At 62.8% G+C, this 25,460-nt stretch carries 24 protein-coding genes and 1 pseudogene; 6 read left to right on the top strand and 19 right to left on the bottom strand.

From position 1 onward, the window contains the following. Positions 1-123: 123 nt before the first annotated feature. The 4 genes and pseudogenes from Q4610_RS19935 to Q4610_RS19920 all read right to left on the bottom strand — a co-directional run. Positions 124-957: pseudogene (locus Q4610_RS19935) on the bottom strand (alpha/beta hydrolase family protein); the annotation flags it as partial. Between the two features lie 4 nt (positions 958-961). Beyond that, positions 962-1,864, bottom strand: a complete 903-nt coding sequence (locus tag Q4610_RS19930; RefSeq protein WP_304537620.1) for a VOC family protein — start codon at positions 1,862-1,864, stop codon at positions 962-964. A 20-nt stretch (positions 1,865-1,884) separates the two neighbouring features. Next, entirely contained in the window at positions 1,885-3,000 is a 1,116-nt protein-coding gene (locus tag Q4610_RS19925) for an FAD-dependent oxidoreductase (protein ID WP_304537619.1), read from the bottom strand. A 79-nt stretch (positions 3,001-3,079) separates the two neighbouring features. Further along, positions 3,080-3,991 (bottom strand): LysR family transcriptional regulator, encoded by a 912-nt coding sequence (locus Q4610_RS19920; RefSeq protein WP_304537618.1) that lies wholly within the window; start codon positions 3,989-3,991, stop codon positions 3,080-3,082. Between the two features lie 173 nt (positions 3,992-4,164). Here Q4610_RS19920 and Q4610_RS19915 point away from each other — a divergent pair, with 173 nt between their 5' ends. Further along, a complete protein-coding gene (locus Q4610_RS19915) occupies positions 4,165-4,995 on the top strand; it encodes a TetR/AcrR family transcriptional regulator (RefSeq protein WP_304537617.1) in 831 nt (276 codons plus the stop codon). Between the two features lie 9 nt (positions 4,996-5,004). Here Q4610_RS19915 and Q4610_RS19910 read toward each other — a convergent pair whose 3' ends face one another. The 5 genes from Q4610_RS19910 to Q4610_RS19890 form a co-directional block, all read right to left on the bottom strand. Further along, positions 5,005-6,000 carry a quinone oxidoreductase family protein gene (locus Q4610_RS19910; RefSeq protein ID WP_304537616.1) on the bottom strand — a complete coding sequence of 332 codons (996 nt, stop codon included), beginning with the start codon at positions 5,998-6,000 and terminating at the stop codon, positions 5,005-5,007. Further along, a complete protein-coding gene (locus tag Q4610_RS19905) occupies positions 5,997-6,779 on the bottom strand; it encodes an SDR family NAD(P)-dependent oxidoreductase (protein WP_304537615.1) in 783 nt (260 codons plus the stop codon). Before Q4610_RS19905 ends, Q4610_RS19910 begins: the two co-directional genes overlap by 4 nt. Before the next feature lie 64 nt (positions 6,780-6,843). Next, positions 6,844-7,548, bottom strand: a complete 705-nt coding sequence (locus Q4610_RS19900; protein ID WP_304537614.1) for a glutathione S-transferase family protein — start codon at positions 7,546-7,548, stop codon at positions 6,844-6,846. Between the two features lie 75 nt (positions 7,549-7,623). Next, positions 7,624-7,839: a hypothetical protein gene (locus Q4610_RS19895; protein WP_304537613.1), complete on the bottom strand. Its 216-nt coding sequence runs from the start codon at positions 7,837-7,839 to the stop codon at positions 7,624-7,626. Then, complete coding sequence (locus Q4610_RS19890; RefSeq protein ID WP_304537612.1) at positions 7,836-9,410, bottom strand: phytoene desaturase family protein; 1,575 nt, start codon at positions 9,408-9,410, stop codon at positions 7,836-7,838. Before Q4610_RS19890 ends, Q4610_RS19895 begins: the two co-directional genes overlap by 4 nt. A gap of 412 nt (positions 9,411-9,822) precedes the next feature. On the opposite strand from Q4610_RS19890, the gene Q4610_RS19885 reads away from it, so the two are divergent. The 4 genes from Q4610_RS19885 (at position 9,823) to Q4610_RS19870 (ending at position 15,188) form a co-directional block, all read left to right on the top strand. After that, entirely contained in the window at positions 9,823-10,575 is a 753-nt protein-coding gene (locus tag Q4610_RS19885; RefSeq protein ID WP_304537611.1) for an EthD domain-containing protein, read from the top strand. 162 nt (positions 10,576-10,737) lie between these two features. Continuing rightward, positions 10,738-12,939, top strand: coding sequence for a TonB-dependent receptor (locus Q4610_RS19880; protein WP_304537610.1), 2,202 nt, complete (start codon positions 10,738-10,740; stop codon positions 12,937-12,939). 78 nt (positions 12,940-13,017) lie between these two features. Next, a complete protein-coding gene (locus Q4610_RS19875) occupies positions 13,018-14,028 on the top strand; it encodes an aromatic ring-hydroxylating oxygenase subunit alpha (protein WP_304537609.1) in 1,011 nt (336 codons plus the stop codon). 137 nt (positions 14,029-14,165) lie between these two features. Continuing rightward, complete coding sequence (locus Q4610_RS19870; protein WP_304537608.1) at positions 14,166-15,188, top strand: aromatic ring-hydroxylating oxygenase subunit alpha; 1,023 nt, start codon at positions 14,166-14,168, stop codon at positions 15,186-15,188. A 666-nt stretch (positions 15,189-15,854) separates the two neighbouring features. Here the strand turns inward: Q4610_RS19870 and Q4610_RS19865 are convergent. The 9 genes from Q4610_RS19865 to Q4610_RS19825 form a co-directional block, all read right to left on the bottom strand. Then, a complete protein-coding gene (locus Q4610_RS19865; protein ID WP_304537607.1) occupies positions 15,855-18,224 on the bottom strand; it encodes a TonB-dependent receptor in 2,370 nt (789 codons plus the stop codon). Beyond that, complete coding sequence (locus tag Q4610_RS19860) at positions 18,130-19,068, bottom strand: FecR family protein (protein WP_304537606.1); 939 nt, start codon at positions 19,066-19,068, stop codon at positions 18,130-18,132. Before Q4610_RS19860 ends, Q4610_RS19865 begins: the two co-directional genes overlap by 95 nt. An 80-nt stretch (positions 19,069-19,148) precedes the next feature. Beyond that, positions 19,149-19,679 carry an RNA polymerase sigma factor gene (locus Q4610_RS19855; protein ID WP_304537605.1) on the bottom strand — a complete coding sequence of 177 codons (531 nt, stop codon included), beginning with the start codon at positions 19,677-19,679 and terminating at the stop codon, positions 19,149-19,151. A 59-nt stretch (positions 19,680-19,738) separates the two neighbouring features. Continuing rightward, positions 19,739-20,389 carry a class I SAM-dependent methyltransferase gene (locus tag Q4610_RS19850; RefSeq protein ID WP_304537604.1) on the bottom strand — a complete coding sequence of 217 codons (651 nt, stop codon included), beginning with the start codon at positions 20,387-20,389 and terminating at the stop codon, positions 19,739-19,741. A 14-nt stretch (positions 20,390-20,403) separates the two neighbouring features. Beyond that, positions 20,404-21,072, bottom strand: a complete 669-nt coding sequence (locus Q4610_RS19845; RefSeq protein WP_304537603.1) for a tetratricopeptide repeat protein — start codon at positions 21,070-21,072, stop codon at positions 20,404-20,406. Positions 21,073-21,086: 14 nt separating this feature from the next. Further along, positions 21,087-21,848, bottom strand: coding sequence for an SDR family NAD(P)-dependent oxidoreductase (locus tag Q4610_RS19840; RefSeq protein ID WP_304537602.1), 762 nt, complete (start codon positions 21,846-21,848; stop codon positions 21,087-21,089). Beyond that, complete coding sequence (locus Q4610_RS21865; protein ID WP_304537601.1) at positions 21,835-23,358, bottom strand: iron-containing redox enzyme family protein; 1,524 nt, start codon at positions 23,356-23,358, stop codon at positions 21,835-21,837. The genes Q4610_RS19840 and Q4610_RS21865 overlap by 14 nt, the downstream gene beginning before the upstream one ends. Beyond that, positions 23,256-23,858 carry an AMP-binding protein gene (locus Q4610_RS19830; RefSeq protein ID WP_304537600.1) on the bottom strand — a complete coding sequence of 201 codons (603 nt, stop codon included), beginning with the start codon at positions 23,856-23,858 and terminating at the stop codon, positions 23,256-23,258. The genes Q4610_RS21865 and Q4610_RS19830 overlap by 103 nt, the downstream gene beginning before the upstream one ends. Next, complete coding sequence (locus Q4610_RS19825; RefSeq protein ID WP_304537599.1) at positions 23,855-24,385, bottom strand: thermostable hemolysin; 531 nt, start codon at positions 24,383-24,385, stop codon at positions 23,855-23,857. Before Q4610_RS19825 ends, Q4610_RS19830 begins: the two co-directional genes overlap by 4 nt. A gap of 180 nt (positions 24,386-24,565) precedes the next feature. Here Q4610_RS19825 and Q4610_RS19820 point away from each other — a divergent pair, with 180 nt between their 5' ends. Continuing rightward, positions 24,566-25,105: a phosphatase PAP2 family protein gene (locus Q4610_RS19820; protein WP_304537598.1), complete on the top strand. Its 540-nt coding sequence runs from the start codon at positions 24,566-24,568 to the stop codon at positions 25,103-25,105. Positions 25,106-25,242: 137 nt separating this feature from the next. On the opposite strand, the gene Q4610_RS19815 is transcribed toward Q4610_RS19820, so the two are convergent. Next, positions 25,243-25,460, bottom strand: a 218-nt coding sequence (locus Q4610_RS19815) for a hypothetical protein (protein WP_304537597.1), incomplete at its 5' end; no start/stop codon positions are given.

Below are 25,460 nucleotides of genomic sequence, written 5' to 3'. Positions count from 1 at the left end.
AATTACACCAATGCCGGGGGGAGTGGCCCTCGGGCTACGCCCTCACGCCACTCCCCCCGGCATGTAACACGATGGCCTGGTTTTACGCCGCCGAATGGCCGACTTTTGCTCCGCCGTTGACACGCCCTCGCGCGCCATGCGCCTGTCCTGCACCTCGCGCCAATTATGGTTCGCGCCCCATACCGCGCCGGAGGCGAAGCGCGGTTCGTACGCGACCGCGCGCGGCGCGAAATGGCCGCCCAGCGAAATGCCGGTCATGCCGATCGCCCTGGGGTCCACTTCGGGCTGCTGTTCCAGCCAGTCGACCGCCTTGCTCGCCCAGCATTCGCTGTGCGGATCGACGGGCAGGTTCTGGAGCCGCAGCGCCTCGCCCGATCCGGGCTGGTCGACGCACAGGGTCGATATGCCGCGCCGCGCCAGTTCGGCCGGCAGGCGCGTCCAGTAGAGCAGTTCCTTGCAGCTATCCAGGCCGTTGCAGAAGACCACCACGGGCTTGCGCCCTTCGCCTCCTTGTCCGGCGTCGGGTGCGCGCGTGAACAGGGCGGGCATGGTGCCGGTGTCGAGCGGGATCTCGACCCGCTCGCGGTTGATCCTGCCCAGCGCGGTCGATCGGTCGAAGGCGTCGCGCGCCCTGGCATAGGTCGCCTCCCGCCCCGGCGCGCCATGGCCCTGCATCCGTTCGGCGGTGATCAGGTAGAGCGACGCGCGCTCCAGCTTGTTCGACGCGGAAAAGGCACGGCCCTTCGCCTCGTCCTCTGCCGCCAGCTCCAGCAGCTTGTCGCCCATCGCCGCCCAAGCCTGCATGAACATGGGCGTGCCCGCGTCCGCGCCGCCGTCCGCCGCGTCCTTGATGGGCTGGCACATGTCGATGATCTCGCCGAGCTGCGCGCCCGATTCCATCGCGATCGCGACCGACAGGTTCCAGATATAGTTGGGGAAATATTCGAACAGCGCCATGGGATTACGCCTCGACCGCCTGGAACAGCCCCTTGTCGGCTTCAGGATGCGGCATGGTCTGCGGCCCGCCGACGCCGATGCCCCACTGGTCCATCACCTTGGGGCCGGGGACATGGACCTTCGCCTCATGGCTTTCGAAATCCACCTGCTCCAGTTCCGACGTATATTCGACCGCAAAGCCGGCGGGCGTCGTGAAATAGCTGAACGTGTTGTTGCCCGCCGTGTGCCGGCCCGGACCCCAGCGCAGGTCGGTGCCCTGCTGCTTCAGCCGGTTGATGCCCACCATCATGTCGTCGACGCTCAGCATGTCATAGGCGACATGGTTGAGGCAGGGCGGCCCCGGCAGGATCGCCATGCGGTGATGCGCCGCATTGCAGCGCAGAAAGCACATGAAATCACCCAGCCAGTCCGACACCTTGAACCCCAGCACGTCGCAGAACCACTGCACCAGCGCCTTGTGGTCGGGCGAATGCAGCACGATATGGCTGATCTTCTGCGGCACCCCTTCCCAGCGCTCCAGCATCCGCGCGTCGCGCCGGGCGACATCGCTGGAAATCTCGAAGGTCAGCCCGTCGGGTGAAAAGAAGCGAAAGCCATAGCCCCCGCCCAGCGTCGCCAGTTCCCTGGGCGCACAGATGATCCGGCACCCCGACGCCGCGACCTTGTCATGCAGCGCATCCACATCGGCCCGGCTGTCGGCCGCCAGCGCGATCACGTCGATCCGCTTTTCCGCCGCCTGCCGCAGCCGTACGACATAGCCCTCTTCCCCGCCATCGGCCGCGAAATACACCATCCCGTCCCGCGCACCTGCCTCCACCAGCTTCCACTGATCCGCATAAAATGCACGCTCGGCGTCAAGGTCAGGGACGGCATAACCAACATAACGAATTTCAGTGACGCGAGTCATGGCTGTCTTATCCTTGGAATTTAAATGGGTTGGGAGACGACCGCGAACATGTCTGCGGTCGCTTTGTGATTGTCGACCGGCGGCCCCTTGCCGATCTGGCCGTGGCAGATCGCCAGCGACTGTTCGACGATATAGCGGCAACGCGCATAGCGACGGTCGCGATAGGCGGCGAAGGCCGCTTGCGGACTGTCGGCCTTGCCCAGTTCATCGGCCAGCACGATGGCATCCTCGATCGCCATGCCAGCCCCCTGCCCCAGATGCGGCGTCGTTGCATGGACGGCGTCGCCCAGCAGCACCACCCGCCCCTTCGACCAGGGACCATGGACCATCATCGCTTCGAGCGGACGATAGACGACATCCTCGTCATCGACGATCTGGCTGGCCAGCACCTGGATCTGCGGCGCGGTGTTCGCCAGCTTCATCCGCATCGTCGCCGCCAGCTTGTCCTTGGGATAATGCGGATTGCCCGGCTCGGCGCTGGTCGCGAACAGATACATCTGCTCCGCGCTCATCGGCACCAGCCCGACGCCGATCGGACCATTATAGACATGCAGCGCATCAAGGTCCGCAGGGCGCGGGAAATTGTACCGCCACACGCCCTGGCCCGTAAATTCCGGCTTTTCCGCATCCGGCAGGATGGTCGCGCGCGTCTGGGAATAAACGCCATCCGCGCCTACCACGACATCATAGCGCCCTGCTCCTCCATCTGAGAAGCCGACATCCACAGCCGCGCCATCATCCACCAACCGATCGACCGTCACCCCAAGCCGGATATCGGCTCCCAACGCCTTCGCGCTGTCGCCCAGCACCTTTTGCAACGCCCGGCGTCCGATGCCGACATTGGCGGGCTTGCCCGGCACCAGGCTGGGCGCGGGCACGCGCGCGACCCGATCGCCGCTGGGAATATAGATTTCCACGGCATCAAAACCGCAGGCCGCGTCCAGAAAGGCGTCAAGCACCCCCAACTGGTCCATGGCGCGCACCACATTGGCCTGCTGAATGATGCCGACGCCATAGACCGACCATTGGGGATCACGCTCGATGACGGTGACATGATGCCCGCCGCGCCGCAATGCGATGGCGGCGGACAGGCCGCCAATGCCAGCTCCGACAACCAGCGTCTCTAACCGCTTCAAATCACCCTCCCGATCTCATTGGGGCCATTTTTAGCGATGATTTCTATTAATCAAAATTTATTGTTGTGATGGATATCCATCACAATAATGGATCATTTGTCGCTTGCCGCAATTCCGCCCTCAGCCAACTGAGCCCGTCATCGAACAGGCGCGTTTGGTGGCACTGGACAAGCTCGGTCATGACCGGAAAGTCAAAGGGTAGCGGCGCAGTCGTGATCGGGAAGATGCGGGATGCAGCCACTGCAAACCGCTTGTGCATCACCGCCAGTCGCCGGGTTCCGACGAGAAGCCAGGGGACCGTCGTAAAAGTCGAGGTAGTCACCTCAACCCTCCGCGCGATCCGCATCTGGGCGAGATGCCGATCCGCGAAGGTCGCGTTCGATCGCGATCCTAGCGCGACCGCGACATGGCCTGCCGAAGAAAAAGCGTCTTGATCCAGCGTCCCGGCCAGGAGCGGGTTTTCGTTCCAGCCGGCCACCACATGCGTTTCCTCCAGTAAAATTTCCGTCGGATGGTCGGACGACAGAAATTCCTCCGGGCTAATCATCAGGTCGGCTTTTCCGTCCGCCAGCAATTGGGTGCTGGCCTCATTGGGTGCGACGATTTGAATTTTGACGGACGGTGCGATGGACGCAAATCGGTTCAGCAAAGGCGCAATGACGGCTGCCACGATATAGTCCGACGTAATGATGCGGAACGTACGCTGCGATTGCATAGGGTCGAACAGGGACGACGTGGCCAGCATTGTCTCGATGCCGCCAAGGGACTCTCGCACCAACGGCGCCAGACTTTCGGCGAATGCCGTTGGAAACATCTTTTTCCCATGAGCCACCAGGATCGGGTCGCCGAAATATTCGCGCAGCCTCGACAAAGCCGCGCTCATGGCAGGTTGGCTCAGGTTCATTTTCTTCGCGGCCGCCGTGACCGAACGAACCTGCATCAGACAATCGAATACTGACAAAAGATTGAGATCGAGACCTCTGAAACGCATCAACTCTCCATTCTTGATCCCAGTTTCAGGAGCATGGGGGCATTCGGCCATTGGCACCGCGGCCGGATTGCAATCGCGCCAAAGGACGCGCGCCACTCCCTCATCCCCCGTCCGATCGTCCACATCAGCATGACAGATCGTTCCGGTATTTAGACGGTAATGGCGGCTGTGTCTTGGAATTTGCTACTTGGTTCACATGCCGCTTACCGCTAATGCGGGTCAGCGATCGCGTGGACATTGTCCTGCTGTCGTACAAGAGGCCCAGCCAAGCGAAGATGCGCGTGTCGACAAACAAGATTGCAACGGCAAAGCCTGCCAAGCCCGCCCCAAAGAAATCAGGGACCAGTCGGGCTTCTGGACGTGAGACTGCCGTACATTCCATGACAACGAAGGAACGCATCCTTCTTGCCGCCAAGCATTTGTTCAGCTCACGCGCTTATGCCGACGTCAGAATATCTGATATTGCGAAGGCGTCGAAAAGCAATATCGCATTGGTGAACTATTATTTCGGATCCAAGGAAAATCTCTTTGGCGAAATCTTTCGCGCGGAATGTGATGCTGTCGCAATTGGTCGAATCAAGTTGCTTGATCAAGCACTCCAGAACACACCTGTCACCTTAGAATCTCTTCTGCACGCCTGGCTCGATCCTGTTTTTGATTCGGTTGAGGTGGGAAATAATCGCATTCTGTTTACGCACCTGATGACCCTGGTATTATGGTCCGAAGTCAATGACCAGGTATTGTCAACGATCAATAATACGCTGCGCCTGTCAGACAGCATGATCGCGAATGCCATTCATCGTGTTCGCCCCGACCTTTCGCAAAAGACGATTGGCTGGAGGATGTTCAGTGGCCTTGGCACCTACTCACTCGTTCTAGGGCATCCAGAGCTTGTCGAACATCTGCGGGGCGGCAAGGTTTGCAATCATGCCGACTTCCGTGAAGTTCGCGCGCAAATCTTCTCGTTCCTGCTTGGGGGACTGTCGGCCCCGGAAGTCGCCTGACCGGCGACCTCACCCCCCCGGAAACAGGATGAGCTTGCCAAAGCTTTGGCGACTTTCCAGCAGCCGGTGTGCGTCGGCAGCCTGGGATAAAGGGAACGAACCGCCCAGGTCGGGCTTCAACTGCCCGGAACGCAAAAGAGCGACCAGTTGCTCCAGCGCCTCTCCGACACGTTGCGGCTGAAGCTGCATGTGAAGGGCGAGGAAAAGGCCGTGCACCGACTGTCCCTTCGCCACGAGCGGTTCGATCGGAATGTCCCGATGTTGCTCCTCCGCCATCCCATAGACCACACAGCGCCCAAGCGGCGACAGAAGCTCCATGCTTTGCAGCATCGCCCTGCCCCCTGACCTGTCGAGGACAAGATCGACGCCTTTTTCCGCGGCGGATCGCGCCTGCGTGGCCCAGTCGTCCCGCGTCCCGTCGATGACCACATCAGCGCCGTAACCACGGGCACGTCCGCGGTTCTCGGCACTGCTGGCGAGGGCGATGATCGACCCTGCGCCCAAAGCGCGCGCCAATTGCACCAGCATCGATCCGACGCCGCCGGCCGCGCCATGGATGAGCACGGTGTCTCCTGGCTGCAAGGCCCCCAACTGCGCCAGGGCGAAATGCGCGGTCAGCCCCTGGATGAAGATCGCCAGCGCATCGGAAGCCGCGATATCCGACGCGACCGGAAAGACTGCCGCCGACGGCAAGGCGACATATTCGGCATAGCCTGCGCCCGGCCAGGCCCCAAGGACCCGTTGCCCCACCGCCACCCTGGCGTTCTTGCCCGTCGCTTCAATCGTGCCGATGAATTCGCTGCCGGCGATCGCGGGCAATGGGAACTGCACGGGATAATGGCCATAGCCGCGCTGGGCGACATCGGCGAAATTGACGCCGGCGGCCTCGACACGCACCAAGACTTCGTGCGGGGCAGGAACCGGCCGGGGAATCGTTTCAAGCACAAGGACTTCCGGCCCACCGCGCTGGTGGTAACGGACAGCCTGCATGGTCGCATCGGTCATGCGTGATCTCCGGCAGGTGCGGGCGGGAAGAAGCCGGCGGACATTCCGCCATCCATGCCGATGACCTGTCCGGTGATGGAGCGTGCGTCGGCGCTCGCCAGATAGGCGAACAGGGCGGCGATTTCGTCAGGCTCGGTCAGGCGGCCAGTGGGCATGCCTGCGGCCAGCCTGTCGGGCGAGATGCCATATACCTGACAGGCTTCATGCAGCATTGGCGTGTTCACCGGACCCGGTGCGACCGCATTGACCCGGATGCCTTCGCGCGCATGATCCATCGCCAGCGCGCGCGTCAACTGATCGATCGCGGCCTTGCTGACGGAATAGGCGATGGCGTTTGGCAAGTAGCGGCGACCGGCAAGCGCGCTGGTGAACAATAGGCTGCCGCCACCGCGCCCGCGCAGAACGGGTATGGCCGCGCGGGCGAGCGAGATCGCCGCCATCAGGTTGATCTGGAACACCTTTTGCAAGTCGGCTTCGCTGGTCGTCTCGATCGTCCCGCCAGTGCCGAAGCCGGCATTATGGATCAGGATGTCGACACCGCCGAAAATCCGCCCCGCTTCAGCGATGATCTTGCTGCCCGCGCCCGCCGCCGACAGGTCGACCCGGAACTGCTCGGCAACGCCGCCTGCCGCGCGGATGGCTTCCAGCGGAGCTGCCGCATCCTGCACATCGCACAGCAGGATTTTCGCGCCCTCGGCCGCAAAGCGGCGCGCCGTGGCCGCGCCAACGCCGGACGCTGCGCCCGTCACCACGACGACGGCATTCTCATGTCTGATCACTTCTTCGTTCCTTTGTTCATGTCGAGCGTTCGCAGCGGCGGCCAGATCATACGGTCAGCCATGGTCAGCCCACGCGCCACGGATGATCCGGGAAATGGCGCGCCATCATGCGATCGACGTAACGGACAAGATTTGGGTGGCTTTCGGCGCGATCCCGGATCGGGCCGTCGAAATAGGGCGTCAGGGCCGCGGCCAGAATGGCGAACAGGGTCGCATCCGCAGCGCATGGCCGGTCGCCGAACAGAAATATCTTCTGCCCCAGGATTGCGGACACGGCTTCAAGCGATCGGCCGGCGAGCTGGACGATCTCCGCCTCATTGTGGCGACCTATGCCGACGGCATGAATAGTGTCGCGCATCCGCTGCTGCGTCGCGGCGCGAAACTCTGCAGGCGCGCCGGACAGCCACTTCCCCGGCCCCCGCTCGAAATTGGCCGGATGCAACCAGCGCTCGGCTACCCCTGCCCACAGGAAATGATTTTCCATCATCCGTTCGATCGCCCAGGCGTGGGCCCGTTCGACCGGAGAGAGGGCGGCATCCAGATCGACGCCGGACTGCGCCTCGATGACATCGCGGATGAAGGTCGAATCGCCTACGCTGCGGCCGTCAACCTCGATATAGGGGAGCTGCCCCTTGGGCGCGTGCCGAAAATCGCCGATCCGCTTTTCAAACGGCAGCCCCGCCATCGCCAGATGAACCTGGGTCTTGGTGACAAAGGGGCTGATTTCGGGCAGGCCGAAATCCGGTCCGAACCCGTAGAGAATGATCATGGCACATTATTCCCGATGCAGCGTGGAATGGGAGCAGCCGGCGCGCGGACATGTCCACGCGCTCGCCACCCGCCACTAGGCCTTTTTCCCCCTTCGGAAGAGGAAGGTGATGAGGAAAAGGACCATGCGCGGCGTCAGCAGCCTGAGGCCTTTGCGCGCCTGGGACGGCGACAGCCTCGCCGACATCGGCATCGCGCCGAACACCTTGCCCTTGATGACGAGTTCGCCGTCGATCACGTCCAGCGACTGGACATCCATCAACTCGCTGCGGTCCTGTGCGTAGATTTTCATGCGATCACCCGGTCGAAATTCATGCCAAGATCGTCGAACATGCGGATTGCGGTTCCGCGACCGGCGCCGAACACGCCGCCGGCAGGGTGCATGAACGGACCAACCAGATACATGCGCTCCAGCCCCGGCACGGTGTAGTTGCCAAGGTCGGGGGTCGGACGATGCCCGGCGAACTGGGTCAGGTAAGGGGCGCAGCCATGAATGTCGCCGCGCTGGAAGCTGGGTGAACTGCGCTCCAGATCCAGCGGGGAATCCGAATAGGTCGCGATGATGTTCGATGCATCCAGGTTATGGCAGTATTTGGCCATATGCTGGATCAGCGACGCTTCATATTCGTCCTTGATCCGGTCCCACTGCTGCGGCCCGCCCTCGCTGAGCGAATAAGGGACGTAGGAGAAGGCATACATCGTCGCCTTGCCGGCCGGCACGCGGGTGCCGTCCGCAACGGACGGGCAGGAAAGACCGATCAGCGGCTCCCTGGGGATCCGCCCATATTTCAATTCGTCGAACTTGCGGAGAAACGCTTCCATGTCGGTGGAAAGCAGTTCCATCACATAGGCGTCCTGCACGTCCTCGTCCGTCTTGTAGCGCAACGGCTCGTTCAGCGCCGCGTGGACCGCAAAGGCGCTGTACAGCGCCTGCTGCACGCGGCCCGCGCGCGCCTTGACGCCGGAGTCCATCCCGTCGATGAAATTGCCCAGCAAATGAGGATGAATGGCGCCGATCACCGCATCTCGGGCCAGGAACTCCTCGCCATCGGCCGTGCGGACACCCACCGCCCGGCCATCGCTGACGATCACCTTCTCCACCCGCGTCGCGGTACGGAATTCCGCCCCATTGTCGGTCAGCGACGCGATCAGGGAATGTGTCAGAACAGCGCTCCCGCCGACGCCGACGCCGATTCCGTACTTCTCGATCATCGCGACAAAGAAGAACAGCGCGATGCCGGTGCCCTTTTCATCCGGCGCAGCCAGATTTTCGCTCAGCAGCTTGAGAAAGTGCATGCGGACTTTTTCGTTCGTGAAACGCTCGGCGATGATGTCCCAGCAGCTCTTGTGCATGAAGTTGATCAGCTCACGCCCGATTTCGCTCTGGTCCAGCATGGCGAAAGTGGCGCCAAATGGCGCCGGCGGCTGATAAAAGCCTGATGTCAGGATCGGCAGCACCGCTTGCCCTAGGCGCGAAATCTCGGCGTAGGCATCCGCATCGCTGCGAGAGAATTTGGCAATCTCCGCGATATTGGCTTCCGGGTCCGTCGTCATCGACAGGGTCGAACCATCGTCGAAGATCGATGCGAAAGGCCGGTCGGGGAAATTATATTTCAGGCCATAGCGCGCCTTGAGGCCCAGTTCGTCATTGACCAGAAGGGGGTTGGCCTGAATCATGATGTGCGCCATGCTGTGCTGGTCATGCTTGAAGCCAGGCACAGTCAACTCGCGCGTCACCACGCCGCCACCCAGATAGTCGTTCTGCTCCAGCACGACGATCCGTTTGCCTGCCTTCGCCAGATAAGCGGCCGTCACCAGGCCATTATGCCCACCGCCGATCACCACGACATCGTAATTCGCCACCCAGCCTCTCCCTTAACATTGATACGGCCGCTTCCCGGCCTTAGCTGACGGCATGAATTAAACATCGGTTTAATGTTTGGCAAGCCCTTCTTCGACATGTTGGGCAAAGGCATGCGCATGCCTGGCCCACCCCTTTGCGGTGCCGCGCCAAAACATGCGCGCTTGCCGCTGGCATAAGTATTTTCGCCATTTCTCCATTCAGGAGCAGCAGCATGCTGCGGCACGGCCGCTGCGCCAGGGGCAGGGCCGCAGTCGTTTAGGCCCCCTTCTCCATAGATCATTCAACAGCGGACCTGTGGCGGGGCGCGCTATTCAGCCTGTCGAATCTTGCGCTGTGGCGTTGACAGGTTTAAATGGTCGTTTTAATAATGTCGCGAGTTCGCTGCTATGGACGGCGATCTGGGAGAAGAGGATGTTCAAGTTCATGATCGCCGGCCGCCGGCATGCCGGATTCACGCGCCTGGAATTTTCACGCTATTATCAGCGGGTGCATGGCGGGAAAGTTCTGGCGGATCCCGACAACTACGTCGATCGCTACACGCAGAACCATGTTATCGATTGCTGCAACGCGCTTCAAGATGATGGAAGTCAACTTCCCGAAGTCGACGGCGTGAGCGAATTGTGGTTCGCTGATGCCGCGACAATGCAGCGCGCGACGAGCACGCCCCATTATAAGTCGGTGATACAACCTGACGAAACGGTGTTCACCGATGCGGCCCGCGTCATCGTGGTCGCCTGCGCTGAAGAGGAGCAGGATGTCTCATCGCCGCGCAACGGCCGGCTAAAGGCCATGCGCTATCTTCGCCGCCGCGCAGGCGTGACCCAGCAGGCCTTTTTCGAAGCCTGGCGCGCTGAAACAGCCCGCCTCGCCGCACATCCCGTGCTTGCCTCGCGGATCTGCCGACTCGTGCGCAACCACGCGCTGCCCGGTGGCGAGAAGGAAGTCGATGAGAGTTTCGTGAGGGGCGCGGCGATCAATGTCTATGATGGCATCGAGAGCATCTGGTTCGACGGGGCTGCGGATACCGATCTGGTCAGCGCATATCGCGCGGCGGTGGCCGAAGAGGCATCGCTGATCGCAGGGTTGCTCGATCCACGCGCGGATCTGTTCGTGGTCGCCGAAGAACGCCAGATTTTGCCGCTGATCAGAACAACGGGCATTTAGAGCATCGTACGGAAAAGTGGGTGCCGGTTTTAGCTGCCCTGGCCGATAGCTCCGCCAGAAACGATGCGAAAACCCACAACTGGAGCGCGCACCTGGCATCCGATCAAACGCGGCGCGCGCTAAAACATCATGACACACAATATAATATTGGAGGAGGGGACCATGTTTACCAGGGTTATCGAAGTCTCTGTACTGGCGCTGGCTTTTGCATCGCAAGCTGCTGCCGCCCAGACCGCGCAGGCCGCGCCCAAGCCTGGCGCACCATCCGGTCAGGTGCACGGTGCCATCGAGGACATCATCGTCACGGCGCAGCGGCGCGAGGAACGATTGCAGGATGTGCCTATCGCCATTTCCGCCGCAAGCGCCGCCAAGCTGGAAAGCGCGGGCGTAACCAGCGCGCAGTCGCTGAGCATCATTACCCCTGCCCTTACCGTGAGTACAGGTGCCGGCTATTTTCTGCCGCGCCTGCGTGGCATCGGCACGTCGGTGACGGGGCCGGGCTTCGAAAATTCGATCGCGACCTATGTGGATAACGTCTATTATGCGGCGGCACCTTCCACCCTGCTGTCGTTCAACAACATACAGCGCGTCGAAGTTCTCAAAGGCCCGCAGGGAACGCTCTTCGGCAGAAACGCCACCGGCGGCCTGATCAACGTGATCACCAAGGATCCGTCGCATGATGCCGGCGGCGATGTGTCACTCAGCTACGGCAATTACGGCACGCTGTCGGGAAGCGTCTATCTCACCACCGGACTGTCCGACGCGGCGGCGATCGACGTCGCCTTCACCGGCGCGCATCAGGCCAAGGGCTTTGGGACGAACCTGGCGACCGGCCGGGACGTCAATCGCGTGGAAAAGGATTTATCCTTCCGTTCCAAGCTCTTGCTTGAATTGGGCGAAACGACCGAAATCCGGTTGAGCGGCGACTATTCCGAAGCGCGCGGCACATATCCTGCGTTCCGCCAGTTCCGCGACGAAATCCCCGTATTCGGTCCGCCCACCGGCGGCGACGAATGGGACACCAACGTCGATCAACCCTTCAGCCTCGCGACCCGCAGCGGCGGAGTGACCGCCCGGATCGACCAGGATTTGGGGAACCTCAAGCTGGTGAGTATCTCCGCCTATCGAGCGGGCAAGCTATCCACCATCTTCGATTTCGACCTGACGCCCACCCCGGCCAGTGCTGTCCTCATCGTCCAGAATGATCGCCAGTTCAGCCAGGAACTGCAACTTCAATCCGGGGCGGGCAGCGCGATTACATGGGTTCTTGGCGCATATTATTTCAACGGCTACAGCACGTTCAGCCCGACTGACCTGATTGTCGGGCCTGTGCTTTCCGGCCCGGACTCGCCCTTTTTCCCGTTCGCCCGGCTCCGCAACCGGGGCAATGTCAAGACCGACTCCTATGCCGCATTCGGTCAGGTGACGGTGCCGCTGGGACCAGACACAAATCTGACTGGCGGCCTGCGCTATACGCATGAGAAGCGGACCGTCGACGGCCAGACCATCGGCGTACTGCCCGATGGCACCGAGATCAGCCTGCTCCCGCCCAACGCCGGCAATCAGGCCAAATCATTCGACAAGATCACCTGGCGTGCCAGCATCGACCATAGCGTCGGCGACGTGATGTTCTACGCATCGGTGAACCGCGGCTTCAAGGCGGGCGGCTTCAATCTGGGCACGCCCGAACAGCCAGCCTATAATCCAGAGGTGATCGACGCCTATGAGGTCGGCATGAAGGCTGACCTTCTGGGGCGTCGGCTCCGTTTCAATCCGGCATTCTTCTACTATGACTATCAGAACATCCAGGTGCCATTGCTTCTGCCGACCGGCGTGCTCGGCACCGTCAACGGACCGTCAGCCAAAGTCTATGGGCTTGATATCGATGGTGAGGCCGTCCTCAGCGATGCCTTGCGGCTCACCTTCGGCGCCACGTTGATCCATGATCGTTTTGGTGACTATCCCAATGCGATCGCCAACATCCCCTTGCCGACGGGCGGAAGCACCGCGACGCCGATCAACGCAAAGGGCAACCGCCTTGCCTATACGGCCGATTTCGTGACGAGTCTTGGCCTGAACTACACGCTGGAAATGGGCAGCGGCAGAACGGTGTTCGCGGCGGACTGGAACCATAATGACGGCTATTACACCAATGTCGACAATGTCCGCCGTCAAGGCGCGTTCGACGTGGTCAACGCATCCCTGACCTGGTCGAACAGCGATGAATCTCTGAGTGTCCGGGCATGGGTGCGTAACATCACTGACGAAGCCGTGCTCATTTTCAACAATGTCGCGACCACCGGCACGTCGGCATCCTACCAGCCGCCGCGGACTTATGGGCTGACGGTGCGGACGAAGTTTTGAAACCTATGGTCCGATAGTGACCTGAATGGATATAGCCGGGCTCGATTGAACGAGCCCGGCACTTTGCGGGAGTATGCAATGACGTTCGTCAGAAATGCCTGGTATGTCGCCGGACTATCCACCGAGTTCGCCCAGGACAATGTCATCGGGCGTACCCTCTTGGACGAACGCATCGTCCTCTATCGTCGTCAGGACGGCATGATGGCTGCGATCGGCGGCGTCTGCCCGCATCGCTTCGCACCGCTCGAAATGGGCAAGCGTCGCGGCGACGCGATCGAATGCATTTACCATGGCCTGCAATTCGATGGCTCCGGCAAATGCATCCACAATCCCCGGACAGGCGGCGCGCTGCACAGGCAGCTTGACGTTCCTGGCTACGAAGTGTGCGAAAAATTCGGCTTCGTCTGGGTGTTTATGAAAGGCGGCGAAGACAGCGCACCGATCCCGATCCCGGATGACATGTCCTTCCTGGAAGAGTTGCCGGCCGAAGATCGTGGCGACGCCTATCTGCACATGAATGCGGATTACCGGCTGATCATCGACAATCTCATGGATGCGTCCCACGCTGATTTCCTGCACCCGGAACTGCTTGCGACAAACGGGGTGCTGTCGCAATCGCCTGAACTGATCGACGATGGCCATAGTATCGCGGGTATCTATACGGCCGACAACAAGCCGGTTCAGGCGCTTTTCGGACCGTTCGTGCCGGGGGGAACCGCCGATCAGCATTTCCTGTTCCAGTGGTTCCCGCCATCCCTGATCAGGATCACGGCCAGGATCACGGTTCCAGGCGGGGAAACCATCTTCACCGATACGATGCAAATCCTCACGCCCGAAACCGCGCATAGCTGTCATTACTGGGTATCGTCGGTCAGAAATTTTGCGCTTGGCGGGCGCGCGGTGACGGACCAGATCACGAACAATGTCCGGGACGTTTTCCTGCATGAGGACAAGCCCGTTCTGGAAGCCATTGATCGGATCATCGGTGACAGGGATTTCTGGAAGATGCGCCCTGCCTTGCTCGAAGGCGATGCGCCGTCCGCCCTGGTCCGGCGTCGCGTGGCGGAACTGGCGACGCGCAGCGCCTGACGCGATGGTCAAAGGCCGGAACCGCGCATGTGGACGGCAACGAAACCAGGGATTGTGCAGTGGATTGACCCGAATCTGGAAGGAAGTCGAAAAATGCTTTGGCGTGGGTTTGAAATTTCCGTGAAGGGTGTCCGTCGATGAACTGGTTACGCAATTGCTGGTATCAGGCCGGTTGGGCTGACGAAGTCAGTGCAGACACGCCACTGGTGCGTCGTATCCTGAATGAACCGATCCTTTTCTTTCGCGGCGCGCATGGTGATGTGATCGCTCTTGTGGATCGGTGTCCGCACCGCTTCGCCCCCCTTTCCGCCGGCCGCATTGATGGCGACACGGTGACGTGCGGCTATCACGGCCTCGCCTTTGGGCGTGCGGGTTCCTGCGTCGCCAACCCGCACGGGCCGGTCACGTCGAAAATGCAGGTAAAGGCGTATGAAGTCGTCGAACGCCATGGCGCATTGTGGGTGTGGATGGGCGATGCAGCGGATGCCGATCACGGCCTGCTGCCTGACCTCTCCTTCATTGACGCAACGCCTGAAAGTGCCCGCATCCAGATGTACATGCCGACGGCGGCGAATTATCAGTTGATCGCCGACAATATCATGGATCTCAGCCACGCAGATTATCTGCACCCGACCTCGATCGGCGGGATCATCACCGGCGCCGATGCGACAACGCGGGAAGAAGGCCGTCATGTCATCGCCGAATGGCACTCGTCCAACTGCGTGCCTCCCCCGGCCTATGCACCGATGGTGGCGCCGTCCGAGCGGGCGGACATCTGGACCCAGGTTGTCTGGCAGCCGCCGGGACTGATGATCCTGAGCACCGCAGCAATGCAAGTGGGCGAGGCACGGACGCCCGGCCATGAATCCGTCACCCTGCATAACATGGTGCCTGAAACAGAGACGACGACCCACTATTTCATGTGCAGCACGCGGCGCTTCCTGGTCGACAATGAAGGCTTCAACGCCATGCTGAGGGCATCCCTCGCGCATGCCTTCCTCAACGAGGACAAGCCGATGCTGGAGAAACAGCAACGCAGCATGGGCACGTCCGATCTCTGGGCACTGGACCCCGTGCTACTGAAAGTCGATGCCGGGGCCGTGCGGGCCAGGCGCAAGCTGGATGCGCTCCTCGATGCGGAACGCCTGGCCAGGCCGTGACCCGCATCATGTGTTAAGGCGGGATGACGTCAGATTGCCCCCTGCGTCCTTGCAGCGCAGCGGGCCGAAGGCGGGTGAAACGCCTTGCCCAAAGGGTTCGGCCAGACAGGGACGCGGGCGCAGAATATTGCAAAAGATGATGCGCCCGCCTTCGGCCCCAGGCGACTCGAAGGCAGGGAGACAAAGGCGCGTGGCAACCTTCGCCTGCCGCTGTCCGGGAGCATCCATACAGCCGCTGCCCTGAAACGCACCCAAGACCCGCGCCCTGCCAGCCGAATATACTGGCCAATTTGTTCCGATCCACGCCTCCGCGTGGGAGGCGACGCCAGCGGTTCCCAGTCCGCTTCCGGCCTGCCCTCCAGCGAATGTGCATATTTGGCCATGCCGCTCTCTCCCCCCGACGCCGACGAAGCATCATCTCGACCCGCCGCACCATGTCGAGGGGGCATCGCGATCCTGACAGGATTTGTCATCCAGTGGCTGTCTCAACACGCCCCCGCCAAGACATGCGGGACTTCATAGAGCGTTGATGACGGCTGCGGCGAGGCAGGTCCAAAATTTTGTTAAATCATCGATATTCTGTGATTTTTTGAAATATATGGTCGACGATTGCATGCTCAAAGTCAGCAATGAATCGCGATGTTCGCTAATGTGGCACTGCCCTAACTACCATTGCATGCCCACTGACAACCTCACCTCCCGCGGTGATGCCGGAGTATATTGAGGGCGGGTCCTAATCGAAAAAGGATTGCCGAACGCGAATGTGTCATGGGCGCTGTCGAATAGATTGTCGATGTTTGCGCGAACACGCCAACGATCCCGGTTGAACGCAAGAAAGACGCTGGCCAGGGCATAATCGCCCATCGCACGATCCAGGCCCGGATCGAAGCTGAGGCGCGATGAACCGATATAGTTGCCATTGGCCCCCACTTCGCCATTCCAGCCCGACATATTGAATATATGGCTGACCTCCATGCGCCATGTCAGCTCCGGGACGACCGGCAGCCGCCTGTCATCCCCCAGCGTGAGGTCGAATACAGGCTTTGTCAGCAGGGCGCGCTGGGCCGTACCACCGACTGCCACCGACCATCGCGACGACAGGCGCCAGCGCGCCGTCATCTCGACGCCGTAAATATGCGCGTCGCCCGCGTTGCGCGTGGCGACCAGCCCGTTGTCGAGCAGATGGTCCGATTGCACATGCTGCCAGCGTGTCACATAGGCGTTGGCGTCCAGCGTGAAGCCGCCTGTCGCCGCATGACGCAATCCCGCCTCGGCGGTCTGCAATTCGTCGGCATGATAGGCCGCAGACGTGGCGCCTGCTGCGGACGACAATCCACCCGGTCGCAACGCGCCCGCGTAACGCACATAGACGAAGTCTTGCTCATTCCTGCGCCACGAGACGGCCAGACTGGGTGACAGGCCGATCTTGCGTGTTGCGCTTTCCGTCGTGCCGTCACTCGACAGGTTTTCATTTTCGCTCCACGTTGCGAACAATCTCGCCCCTGCCGTCACGCTGATCCGCGATGACAGCGGCACGGTCGCTTCGGCGAACGCGGCGCCCTCGCGCACGGTTTGCCGACTTTCCAGGCCCGGCACGGCCGCCTGCGCCGGTGCCGTCGTGAACAGGCCGGCGGACTGGTTTTGCGACTGGATGAAGGACAGGCCGAAAAGCCAGGACAGCCCCTGCGGGTTCGTCCTCGACAGGCGCAGTTCCTGGTCCAGCAGCCTGTTCTGGCGACGGTCATCATGAATGAGCGCACCTGTCCGGCCAAAGGCCGGGGCCGACGCGCTGGCGTCCAGCCGGCTGGTCACTTCGTGGCCGACCCAACTGGTCGAAGAGAGGAAATCAGCGTCGCCGATCCGGCCGCGCACCACGGCGCTGGCCATCATGAAGTCATTGTCATGCGGCTCGGCGATCATGTCCGCCCGTTTCCGGGTGCCGGGCGCATAGACATATTGGCTGTCCCCGACATTCAGAAATTGCGACCAGCCGCCAAGGTCGATCGTCCATTGCCGGCCCAGCCGGGCGCGGACGGCAATCCGTCCTCCCGATATGCGCGCGCCATTGCCGTCGCGCCGCGCGCCGCTGTCGATCCAGCCGGGTTCGCGCATATGATAGGCCACCATCCTGACACCCAGTCGGTCCGTGACCAGCGGCAGGTTCATCATGGCCTCCAACGTCCCGCCCTGCCCGCCCGCCGCGACCGAGGAGACGCCCGCCGATGCGGACCCGCCGATGCCGGTCAGGTCTGGCGGCCGGGTCACGATGTGATAGACGCCCCCCAGCGCCCCCGAACCGTAGAGCGGCCCCTGCGGCCCTTTGAGTATTTCGACGCGCGCCACATCGACCAGCCTCAAGTCCGGGTCGGGCATGTTATAGGTCACGCGGGCGTCATCCACCTGGATGCTGACGGTCGACTGGGTGTTGCCGTTGAACGGGCTGTCCGCGACCCCGCGGATGAACTGGCGGTTTCGTCCCGATCCCAGATTGGTGAGCGTCAGCCCTTCTGCCCGGCTGGCGATAGCGGCCGATCCAAGGGCGGCACCGGCCGTGTCGGAGGCAAAAGACAGGACGGACACGCCCAGCGGCAATGTCGCGAGCGACTGGCTACGCTTGTTCCCCGTAACGACGATATCGGCCGGGGCGACTGGCGTGGGGCTAGCGATGGCCGGGTGGCGCGTGGGCGCCAGGGATTTGCGTCGGACGATGCGGAATATGGTCGGCGAGAGCTGTTCAAAGTCCAGGCCAGACCCGGCCAGCATCGTCGCCAGCGCCTGCGCGGTTGGCATGTCGCCCCGCACGGATCTGGCACGGAAGGTCGGCAGCCGTCCTTCAAAGCCGATCGACACGCCCCGCTGGCGCGACAGGAGCGCGATGGAGGCCGGCAGCGGTCCCGCCGGTATGTCGATCGATGTCCGCGCCTGGCCGGTCGCAGGCTGGCTAAGGCCGAGCGCCAGTGAGCAGCAGGCCGCTACCCCGATCGGCGACCTTAAGGTCCATGAGCCGCGCAACGTCGCCAACAAGAGCAGTCCCATCCCCCACCACCAGCACGCCCGAAAAGCGCCGCCCGGCAATATCGGGCGACACGGCGACAGGTCTTCCGGCATAGCGGCTGATGTCGGCGGCGACCAGTGGAAGGGGCATATTGTCCCATGCCAGCCTGCCCTCGCGCCAGGCCCCGACATCGTTGGCCTGCACGGTCTGGACTTCGGCATCGCCATCGGCCGGATCGACGATCAACTGTCGCCCCTGTCCCAGCGTGATCGCGCTGGCCAGCGAAGGGGAGGACACGGTCACGACCCCCTGGGCGACGGCAATACGGGCCGCCCGGCCCATGGTCAGAATGTCGAAGCGCGTGCCGATGTCGCTGACCTGCTGGTCGCCGGCCTGGATGACCATTGATCGCGCCGGATCGTGGCGGATGTCGAAATAGGCGCTGCCCTCTATCGTCAGCCGATCCTGCCGCTCGCCTGCGACGTGCAAATGGCTGGCGGCAGCCAGATGGATGCGCGATCCGTCGGCCAGGGCGATTTCGCGGCTCTCGTTCGGCCCGGTGCGATAATCGACGGCGGCGTCACGGCCCGGCGCAAAGGTCGACAGGCCAAAGACAAGCGCCAGCGCCGCGGCCAGACCGCCCATGGCCCATATCGCCCGGCGATGGCGCACGCGCGGCATGTCGACGGGCGCGGGCGGCGTCAGCACGGATTGCAGGACGGGGCGATGGTCCTCGATCGCCCGATCGATCAGCGCGACATCGTCATAACAATCCCGGTGACGCGGATCGGCCTCCAGCCACAGGGCAAAGGCATCCCAGTCGCAATCGTCCGATTGCTGCGCGCTGTGCCAGGCCAGTGCTTCGTCCATGATCCGGTCGGTCATATCGGTTCCAATATGCAGCCGGACGCCCCGGTCCACCTGCTTCCCTGTTGCTGGTGTAACGTCACGCCCACCATCCTGCCTCAGTCCATCAATGCACGGCGCAGATATTTCATCGCGACCGCCATATGTTTTTCCACCGCGCTCCTGCTGATGTTCAGGCGGGCGGCAACGTCCGCATGGCTCAGCCCGTCGATCTTGTGCAACTGAAAGACGCGCCGGGCGCCTTCCGGCACGGTTGCGATCGCGGACATCAATCGCGCCGCTTCTTCGCGATCCTCCATCTGCTCCAGCGCATTGCGGCCGGGGTCGGCAACCTCGGCTGCCGCCGGGACCGCACCTGTTTCCAGGTCCGACCAGGCCTTGTCGCGATGTTCGCGTCGCTTCCGTTCCCGCACCCGGTCGAGCACCAGATTCTGGGCCATGCGGAACAGATAGGCGCGACCATTGCCGACCGGCCCGGACGGAACCGAGCGGGTCTTGATCCACAATTCCTGCACGATGTCCTCCGCCTCTGCCGCATTGCCCGTCCGGGCGACCAGAAAACGCAGCACCTCCGTCCGGTGCCGTTGATAAATTTCGGTCAATCCACTGTCAGGCGCGTCGTCGACCATGCAATCATCCGCTGGAACAGGCTGCTTGTCGGCTGCGCTGGCTGCTTTGGCAAGCCTGTTCAGGACGAAGCGGGGCAAGGCGCGCGATGGTGCGCGGTCGCCAGCAAGCCCTGGATCGTCCGGCTGATGGCAACCGGCCTGACCTCGATCGCGTCCCCGTCGAACCCCGCATCGGTCAACAGCCGCGCAAGGTCCCCCGCCGTAAAATGCCGATGCGTTCCGCTGCACGCGAATTTCCACTGCCGCATGGTGGCGGCGTCGGTCACGTAGATACTCAACATCCCGCCGGGGCGCAGCACGCGCCGCACTTCGGCCAGCACCGCCTGTTCGTCCTGCCAGAAATAGACGACATTGGACGCCAATATCTTGTCGAAGCTGGCATCGGGATAGGGCAGCGCAGCGAAGCGTCCGGTCGTCACCGACACCCGACCCGCGCGGATTGCGGCGCGGTTGCGATGTCCCGCCTGCCTGACCATGACGGCCGACTGGTCAATGCCGTAGATGCACCGCGCCCGCTGCGCCATCAGGGCGATCGCATGGCCCGACCCGCACCCCAGGTCCAGCGCGACCTCATGGCGATGCAGGTCGAGCGCATCGACGGCGATGCGCGTCGGCCGGTCATTGGCGATCCGCATGATCCGCCCCACCCATGCGCCGGCCATCCCCTGCGGATTGCCGAGCTGGCGGCCAAGCGCATGCCACATCGTCATGTCGCGCGCCCGTCCTAGCGCCGGGCCTGACGGTCGAGCTTGCCCAGCATCGCGCGCGCCTCCGCCCGGCGACCGGCATCCCATATCGGCCGGTTCGCATCGGGGGCCGCCTTCAGCGCCCTGGCCAGATAGGCGCGGGCACTGGCATCATCCCCCTTGGACATCAGATAATCGGCATAGAAGAAATTGGCGTCCAGGCCGTCGGGGTCCTGCGCCAGTGCCGCCTTCAGATAGGATTGCGCCTTGCCCGCGCTGCCAAAGCCAAGGGGGAAGCCGGGCACCTTGTAATAGAGAACGCCCAGGCTCATCGCCACGCCGCCATTGGCCGCCCTGGGATCGATGGCGCGCGCCTTTTCCAATATGTCGCGCGCGGACGATGCCAGGCCCAACTGCCGGAACACGCTCGCCTGCGCGGCTTCCTCGCTGGTCACGATGCCCTGCCACAGCAGCGGTTCGGCGCGCCCCGGATATTTGGCGACGACGGCTGCGGCCTGCTGGGCGAGCTTGTCGAGCTGCGCATATTGATCGCCCTTGTCCCTGACCTGATATTTTATCCGCGCCCATTCATTGTTGATGCGCATCACCTGCGCATCCATTTGCGGATTGTTGGAGGCATGCGCGGTTCCGCCGGTCGCCATGACCGGCAGCAGCAGGCAGAGGCACAAAGTCGAAAAACGGGACATGACAGGATCCTTCATTACAAGGAGGGAAAGAGCGCGCGCGCCTTGACCGTCTGGGCCGAAAGGCCCGCGTCGATCATGCGCGGCAGCAGGGCGTTGAGGCGCATGAACAGGCGTTCGCGAAAACCGATCGCAACGTCGCGCTCGCGCCGGACGATGGCGGTTACGATCCGGTCGGCCACTTTTGCCGGATCGTCCGCCGTCATGCCGGTCAGGTCCATGAAGCGATGGACATCGGCATTGTTGAATGCCGTGCGCACCGCACGCGGCGCGACATGCGTAACGGCGATCCCCATGCCATGCAGTTCCCGCCGCAATCCTTCGCTCAGGCCATGCAACCCGGCCTTGCTGCTCGAATAGGTCGCGAAATAGGGATAGTGGATCGATCCGAGCACGGACCCGATATTGACGATCTGGCCAGCGCCGCGCGACTGCATCTGCGGCAGGACCGCCCGGATCAGCGTGGCGGGCGCGATCAGGTTGACGACATAGCCCAGCCACAGGCCGGCCGGGTCCTGACGCTCGACCGGACCGAAATATTGCACGCCCGCGACATTGGCCAATATGTCGACCCTGCGCGCCGCCAGCGTGGCGCTGAGCTCGCGCAGCCCCGCCTCCGTCGACAGGTCGGCGATGATCGTTTCATCGCACCTGTCGCAATCCACGCGATCGACACCCGCGACATAGGCGCCGTGCGCCCGCAACCGCTGCGCCACCAGTGACCCTATGCCACCGGCGCCGCCGGTCAGGATAACATGCTGTCCGTCAAGCGGCTTCATCGAGCGTCTCCATCGGAATGGCGGCGAACATCGCCCCGAACAGCCCGAACATCGCGTGCGCCATGGCGATGATCGCGGCCTGATCGGCCGGATCGTCCATCCGGTTCATCAGGCTTTCAAAGACATGCAGATGCTCCAGGTCCAGCGCCCCATGCGAGGTCAGGTAGGAAAAGGCCTCGCGCGGCAGTCCCAATGTCGTTCGGACCGCATCCGCGCCATGACTGGCCATCGCCACGCTGGTGCCTTCCAGGACATAGACCATGCCGAAAAAGGCCGCGGGATTGCCGGTGCGGATGACGCGATAGGCATGGTCGACCATTGCCGCCGTCGCGGCATGAGGCTGGCTGGCGGCCGCTGCCCGCGCGTCGCCGCCAGCCGCCGCAATATCGCTGAGGATCCAGGCCTCATGCCCGGTTTCCTCCGCGATATAGTCGTCCAGTGCCGCGACCAGCATGGCATTGGCGGACAGGCGCGCGCGCGCTTCCTGCATCAGCGGCACGGTGTGCCGGACATGATGATAGGCCTGCGTCAGATAGGCGATATAGGTGGACAGGGTGATCCGCCCGCGCAATCCCGCCTGCAATTGCGGCACGTTGATCAGAGAGAGGCGGTCGTCCGCGGTTGCGTTCACCAGACGGTCATAAAAGGGCATGAGGCTGGGTTCCTGATGGTAGGTCCGGGCGATGGCATCCCGCCGCAGCCGGCCATTGCCGGTCAGATGGCCATTGAGCGGGGTGAAGGGGGCGACGGTCCGCCACTGCCGGACCTGGGCATAGGCGGGCAATCCCGCATTGGCCGCGGCGACGGCATCGGCGATGTCGGCATCGGCCGAACGGGGCACGATCAGCGCGCTGATGCTCGCCTGCCCATCGCCATGGACCATCGCCTGCGCGACGCCAGGCTGGCTCAGCAACAGGCTTTCCACCCATTCGGGCGCAATGTTGCGGCCATGCGCGGTGATGATGAGGTTGGACTTGCGCCCTTCGATCCAGAGCTGGCCATCGGCGTCGAACCGGCCGATGTCCCCCGTATGCAGCGGCCCCGTGGCAGGCGCTTCGCCAAGCCGGCCCAGGCACACCGGCCCGTCGATCAGAATCTCGCCATCGGCGGCCAGCCGCACCCGATTATGGCCGATGCTCTGCCCTGCGCTGCCCGCCTTGCCACGCCCGGTCCGCTCAAGCGCGACGACGGAGGCGCATTCGGTCAGGCCATAGCCCTGCCGGACGGGCAGGCCGACAGCCCTTGCGCGGTCGATCAACGCCGGGGAAACCCGCGCGCCGCCAACGGCAACCAAAGTCAGGGCGGGCAGTCGCAGGCCAGACATCTCCATGACGACCACCAGGCCATGCAGATATTCGGGCACCAGAATGAGCGAGCTGATCCTCTGTTCGGCTATGTGTCGGGCCATCAGGGGAAAGTCGGGCACGAAGGGATTGGCCAGACCGACGCGCGCCTGTCGCGGTGCGACATAGGTGCCGCCAGCCAGCATCGTCGCATAGAAACCAGCCACATTTTCCAGCAATATGCCGGGCGGCAGCAGGGCCAGATGGCGCCCGGCATGGGCGCGGCCGACAGGCAGATACCCTTGGCTGTGCCGGTGGAACCCGACGTGAAGGATATTTTCGCCGTGCCGGGGTGCAGGGCCATGTCCGCCCCGTCCAGCAGGATATAGTCAAGCCCGTCATGGCCTGCTTCACGCAGGATCGCGCACGCCCCGCTCTGCTGCAAGGCATGGGCGGTCTGATCGGGCGTGAAGAAGGCGGGCAGCGGCAGCGCGGGGACCGCGGCTTCCAGCAGCGCCAGATCGGCGATACAGCCCCACGGCCCATGATCCATTTCCATGGCGATGGGCCGAATAGCGCTGAAATTCTGCGATAGATGCGCTATGTGCTGCGCTATCGCGCTGCGCAATGCACGCCAGCCAATCTGCGTGCCTTCGCCATCGTCTATCGCGATCATGTCCGGTCTGGTGTCGGCATGGGCGGTGATCGCGGTCCACAACGCCGTCATGCGGGCCTCCGCCTGGCGAGGCGGGCCTGACCTTCCATGATCCGCCCGGCACATACGACCGGGTCCAGATCATAATAGCTGCCCCACTGGCTGGCCGCGCGCCCCAGCCGGTCCGCGCGGGCCGGCGCCAGTTCGTGCAATATAAGGCCAAGGCGTCTGAACATGGATCGAAGCGGCGCGGTCAGAACGGCAACCGCAATGTCCGCCTCGCTGCTCAGGTCGTTGGCAGCGCGCGTCCAGAGCGCGATCATCGCCTGCGCCGTGTCCGCCGCCATCGAACCGATCTCGACAACATCCTTGCGGTCCACAACCGTGCCGAACAGGGGCGCCAGATAGGTTTCGACCGGCGCATCCAGATAGGCTTCGAGGAACAGCCGGCCATGATGCGCGCGCTGAAAGCCCAGCGCCGCGCCGACGATGCCGCTGCGGCCCTGCAAGCACCAGGCTGGAAAGCCCAGATTGGGCGCTGCACCATGAACGTCGGCATAGCGGCGTGCGATCAGTTGCAAGGCGGCTGGGTTGTCCACGTCATTCTCCCGATTGTCGCAAGGACGCCAGGGACGACATGCCACCCCAGCCGGTCGGCAGAAATTTTGATGGGGCGCGCAGTTTCGGCAGCGCCGCCATGAAAAAGCGTGCGACGAACTGAGGCGCTCCCTGCCGCCCGGCGTCTGGCCACACACGCATCCTGCGTGAGGGGGATCATCATGCTGAAACGACTATGCACCGCGGCGGGCGGGCTTTTGCTGCTGACCGTCAATCCGGCGCAGGCTGCACCAAAAGATTGGGAAAAGGCCAGTACGATCGCGCGCAACCTCCTCGTCGTCGGCGCGGTGGGATTGCCGTTGGTCAAGAGCGACGGGGACGGCGCATTGCAGGCCGCGGGCAGCGTGGGCGCTGCATTTGTGGCGTCTGAAGGACTGAAGCGGGCATTTCCCGAAATGCGCCCGGACGGCAGCGACAGGCGCAGTTTCCCGTCGGGCCATACCGCGACGGCCTTCGCCGCCGCCGCCTCGCTGCAAAATCGCCAGGGCTGGCAGGCCGGAATCCCGGCCCAGTTGATCGCGGCCTTTGTCGGCTTCGCGCGGGTCAAGGGCGACAAGCATCACTGGTATGACGTCGTCGCGGGCGCGGCTGTCGGCGAAGCGTCCGGTTTCCTGATCACGTCACGCTATAGCCAGGATGTGCAGGTCATGCCCTGGGCCGATTCCAAGGGCGGTGGGCTGACGATGGCGATGCGCTTCTAGCCGGACGGGCGATCTTGCGAACCGGACAACATAGTCGCATCGACCCTCGATCATTCTGCCTTACCCGATGTGCATGTTTATCTAGGACGTGAACCCATAAACGGCTGAAAGAGCGGTCCCAGATTGAACGGGATCGGTTACGGCCGTATCGTCAAGGGATGGGCATCTTCGATCAGCGACGAAAATGGCGGGAACTGGCTCGTTTGCTGGATAGCGCCTTGGAGATTGAGCGGGATAGGCTTGGAGTGGAGCAAGCGCACATCGTGGCAGATTTCATAGCCCACAATGAATTTGGGTTGGCTCACGATCAACTTGTTGATGCATTGTCCGATCTCGACCTCGTTCCGCTTGAGCA

It is taken from the genome of Sphingobium cyanobacteriorum (assembly GCF_030580935.1).
In the GTDB taxonomy this organism is placed as follows: domain Bacteria; phylum Pseudomonadota; class Alphaproteobacteria; order Sphingomonadales; family Sphingomonadaceae; genus Sphingobium; species Sphingobium cyanobacteriorum.
This window is presented reverse-complemented; position numbering and strand designations above follow the sequence as displayed.

Coding starts and splice junctions, on each gene's coding strand:
- Q4610_RS19885 (WP_304537611.1), top strand. CDS start 9,823: ATGTTCAAGTTCATGATCGCCGGCCGCCGGCATGCCGGATTCACGCGC.
- Q4610_RS19930 (WP_304537620.1), bottom strand. CDS start 1,864: ATGACTCGCGTCACTGAAATTCGTTATGTTGGTTATGCCGTCCCTGAC.
- Q4610_RS19860 (WP_304537606.1), bottom strand. CDS start 19,068: ATGACCGACCGGATCATGGACGAAGCACTGGCCTGGCACAGCGCGCAG.
- Q4610_RS19850 (WP_304537604.1), bottom strand. CDS start 20,389: ATGACGATGTGGCATGCGCTTGGCCGCCAGCTCGGCAATCCGCAGGGG.
- Q4610_RS19900 (WP_304537614.1), bottom strand. CDS start 7,548: ATGATCATTCTCTACGGGTTCGGACCGGATTTCGGCCTGCCCGAAATC.
- Q4610_RS19820 (WP_304537598.1), top strand. CDS start 24,566: ATGCTGAAACGACTATGCACCGCGGCGGGCGGGCTTTTGCTGCTGACC.
- Q4610_RS19895 (WP_304537613.1), bottom strand. CDS start 7,839: ATGAAAATCTACGCACAGGACCGCAGCGAGTTGATGGATGTCCAGTCG.
- Q4610_RS19830 (WP_304537600.1), bottom strand. CDS start 23,858: ATGACGGCGTTGTGGACCGCGATCACCGCCCATGCCGACACCAGACCG.
- Q4610_RS19910 (WP_304537616.1), bottom strand. CDS start 6,000: ATGACCGATGCGACCATGCAGGCTGTCCGTTACCACCAGCGCGGTGGG.
- Q4610_RS19845 (WP_304537603.1), bottom strand. CDS start 21,072: ATGTCCCGTTTTTCGACTTTGTGCCTCTGCCTGCTGCTGCCGGTCATG.
- Q4610_RS19920 (WP_304537618.1), bottom strand. CDS start 3,991: ATGCGTTTCAGAGGTCTCGATCTCAATCTTTTGTCAGTATTCGATTGT.
- Q4610_RS19875 (WP_304537609.1), top strand. CDS start 13,018: ATGACGTTCGTCAGAAATGCCTGGTATGTCGCCGGACTATCCACCGAG.
- Q4610_RS19870 (WP_304537608.1), top strand. CDS start 14,166: ATGAACTGGTTACGCAATTGCTGGTATCAGGCCGGTTGGGCTGACGAA.
- Q4610_RS19880 (WP_304537610.1), top strand. CDS start 10,738: ATGTTTACCAGGGTTATCGAAGTCTCTGTACTGGCGCTGGCTTTTGCA.
- Q4610_RS19840 (WP_304537602.1), bottom strand. CDS start 21,848: ATGAAGCCGCTTGACGGACAGCATGTTATCCTGACCGGCGGCGCCGGT.
- Q4610_RS19865 (WP_304537607.1), bottom strand. CDS start 18,224: ATGGGACTGCTCTTGTTGGCGACGTTGCGCGGCTCATGGACCTTAAGG.
- Q4610_RS19855 (WP_304537605.1), bottom strand. CDS start 19,679: ATGGTCGACGACGCGCCTGACAGTGGATTGACCGAAATTTATCAACGG.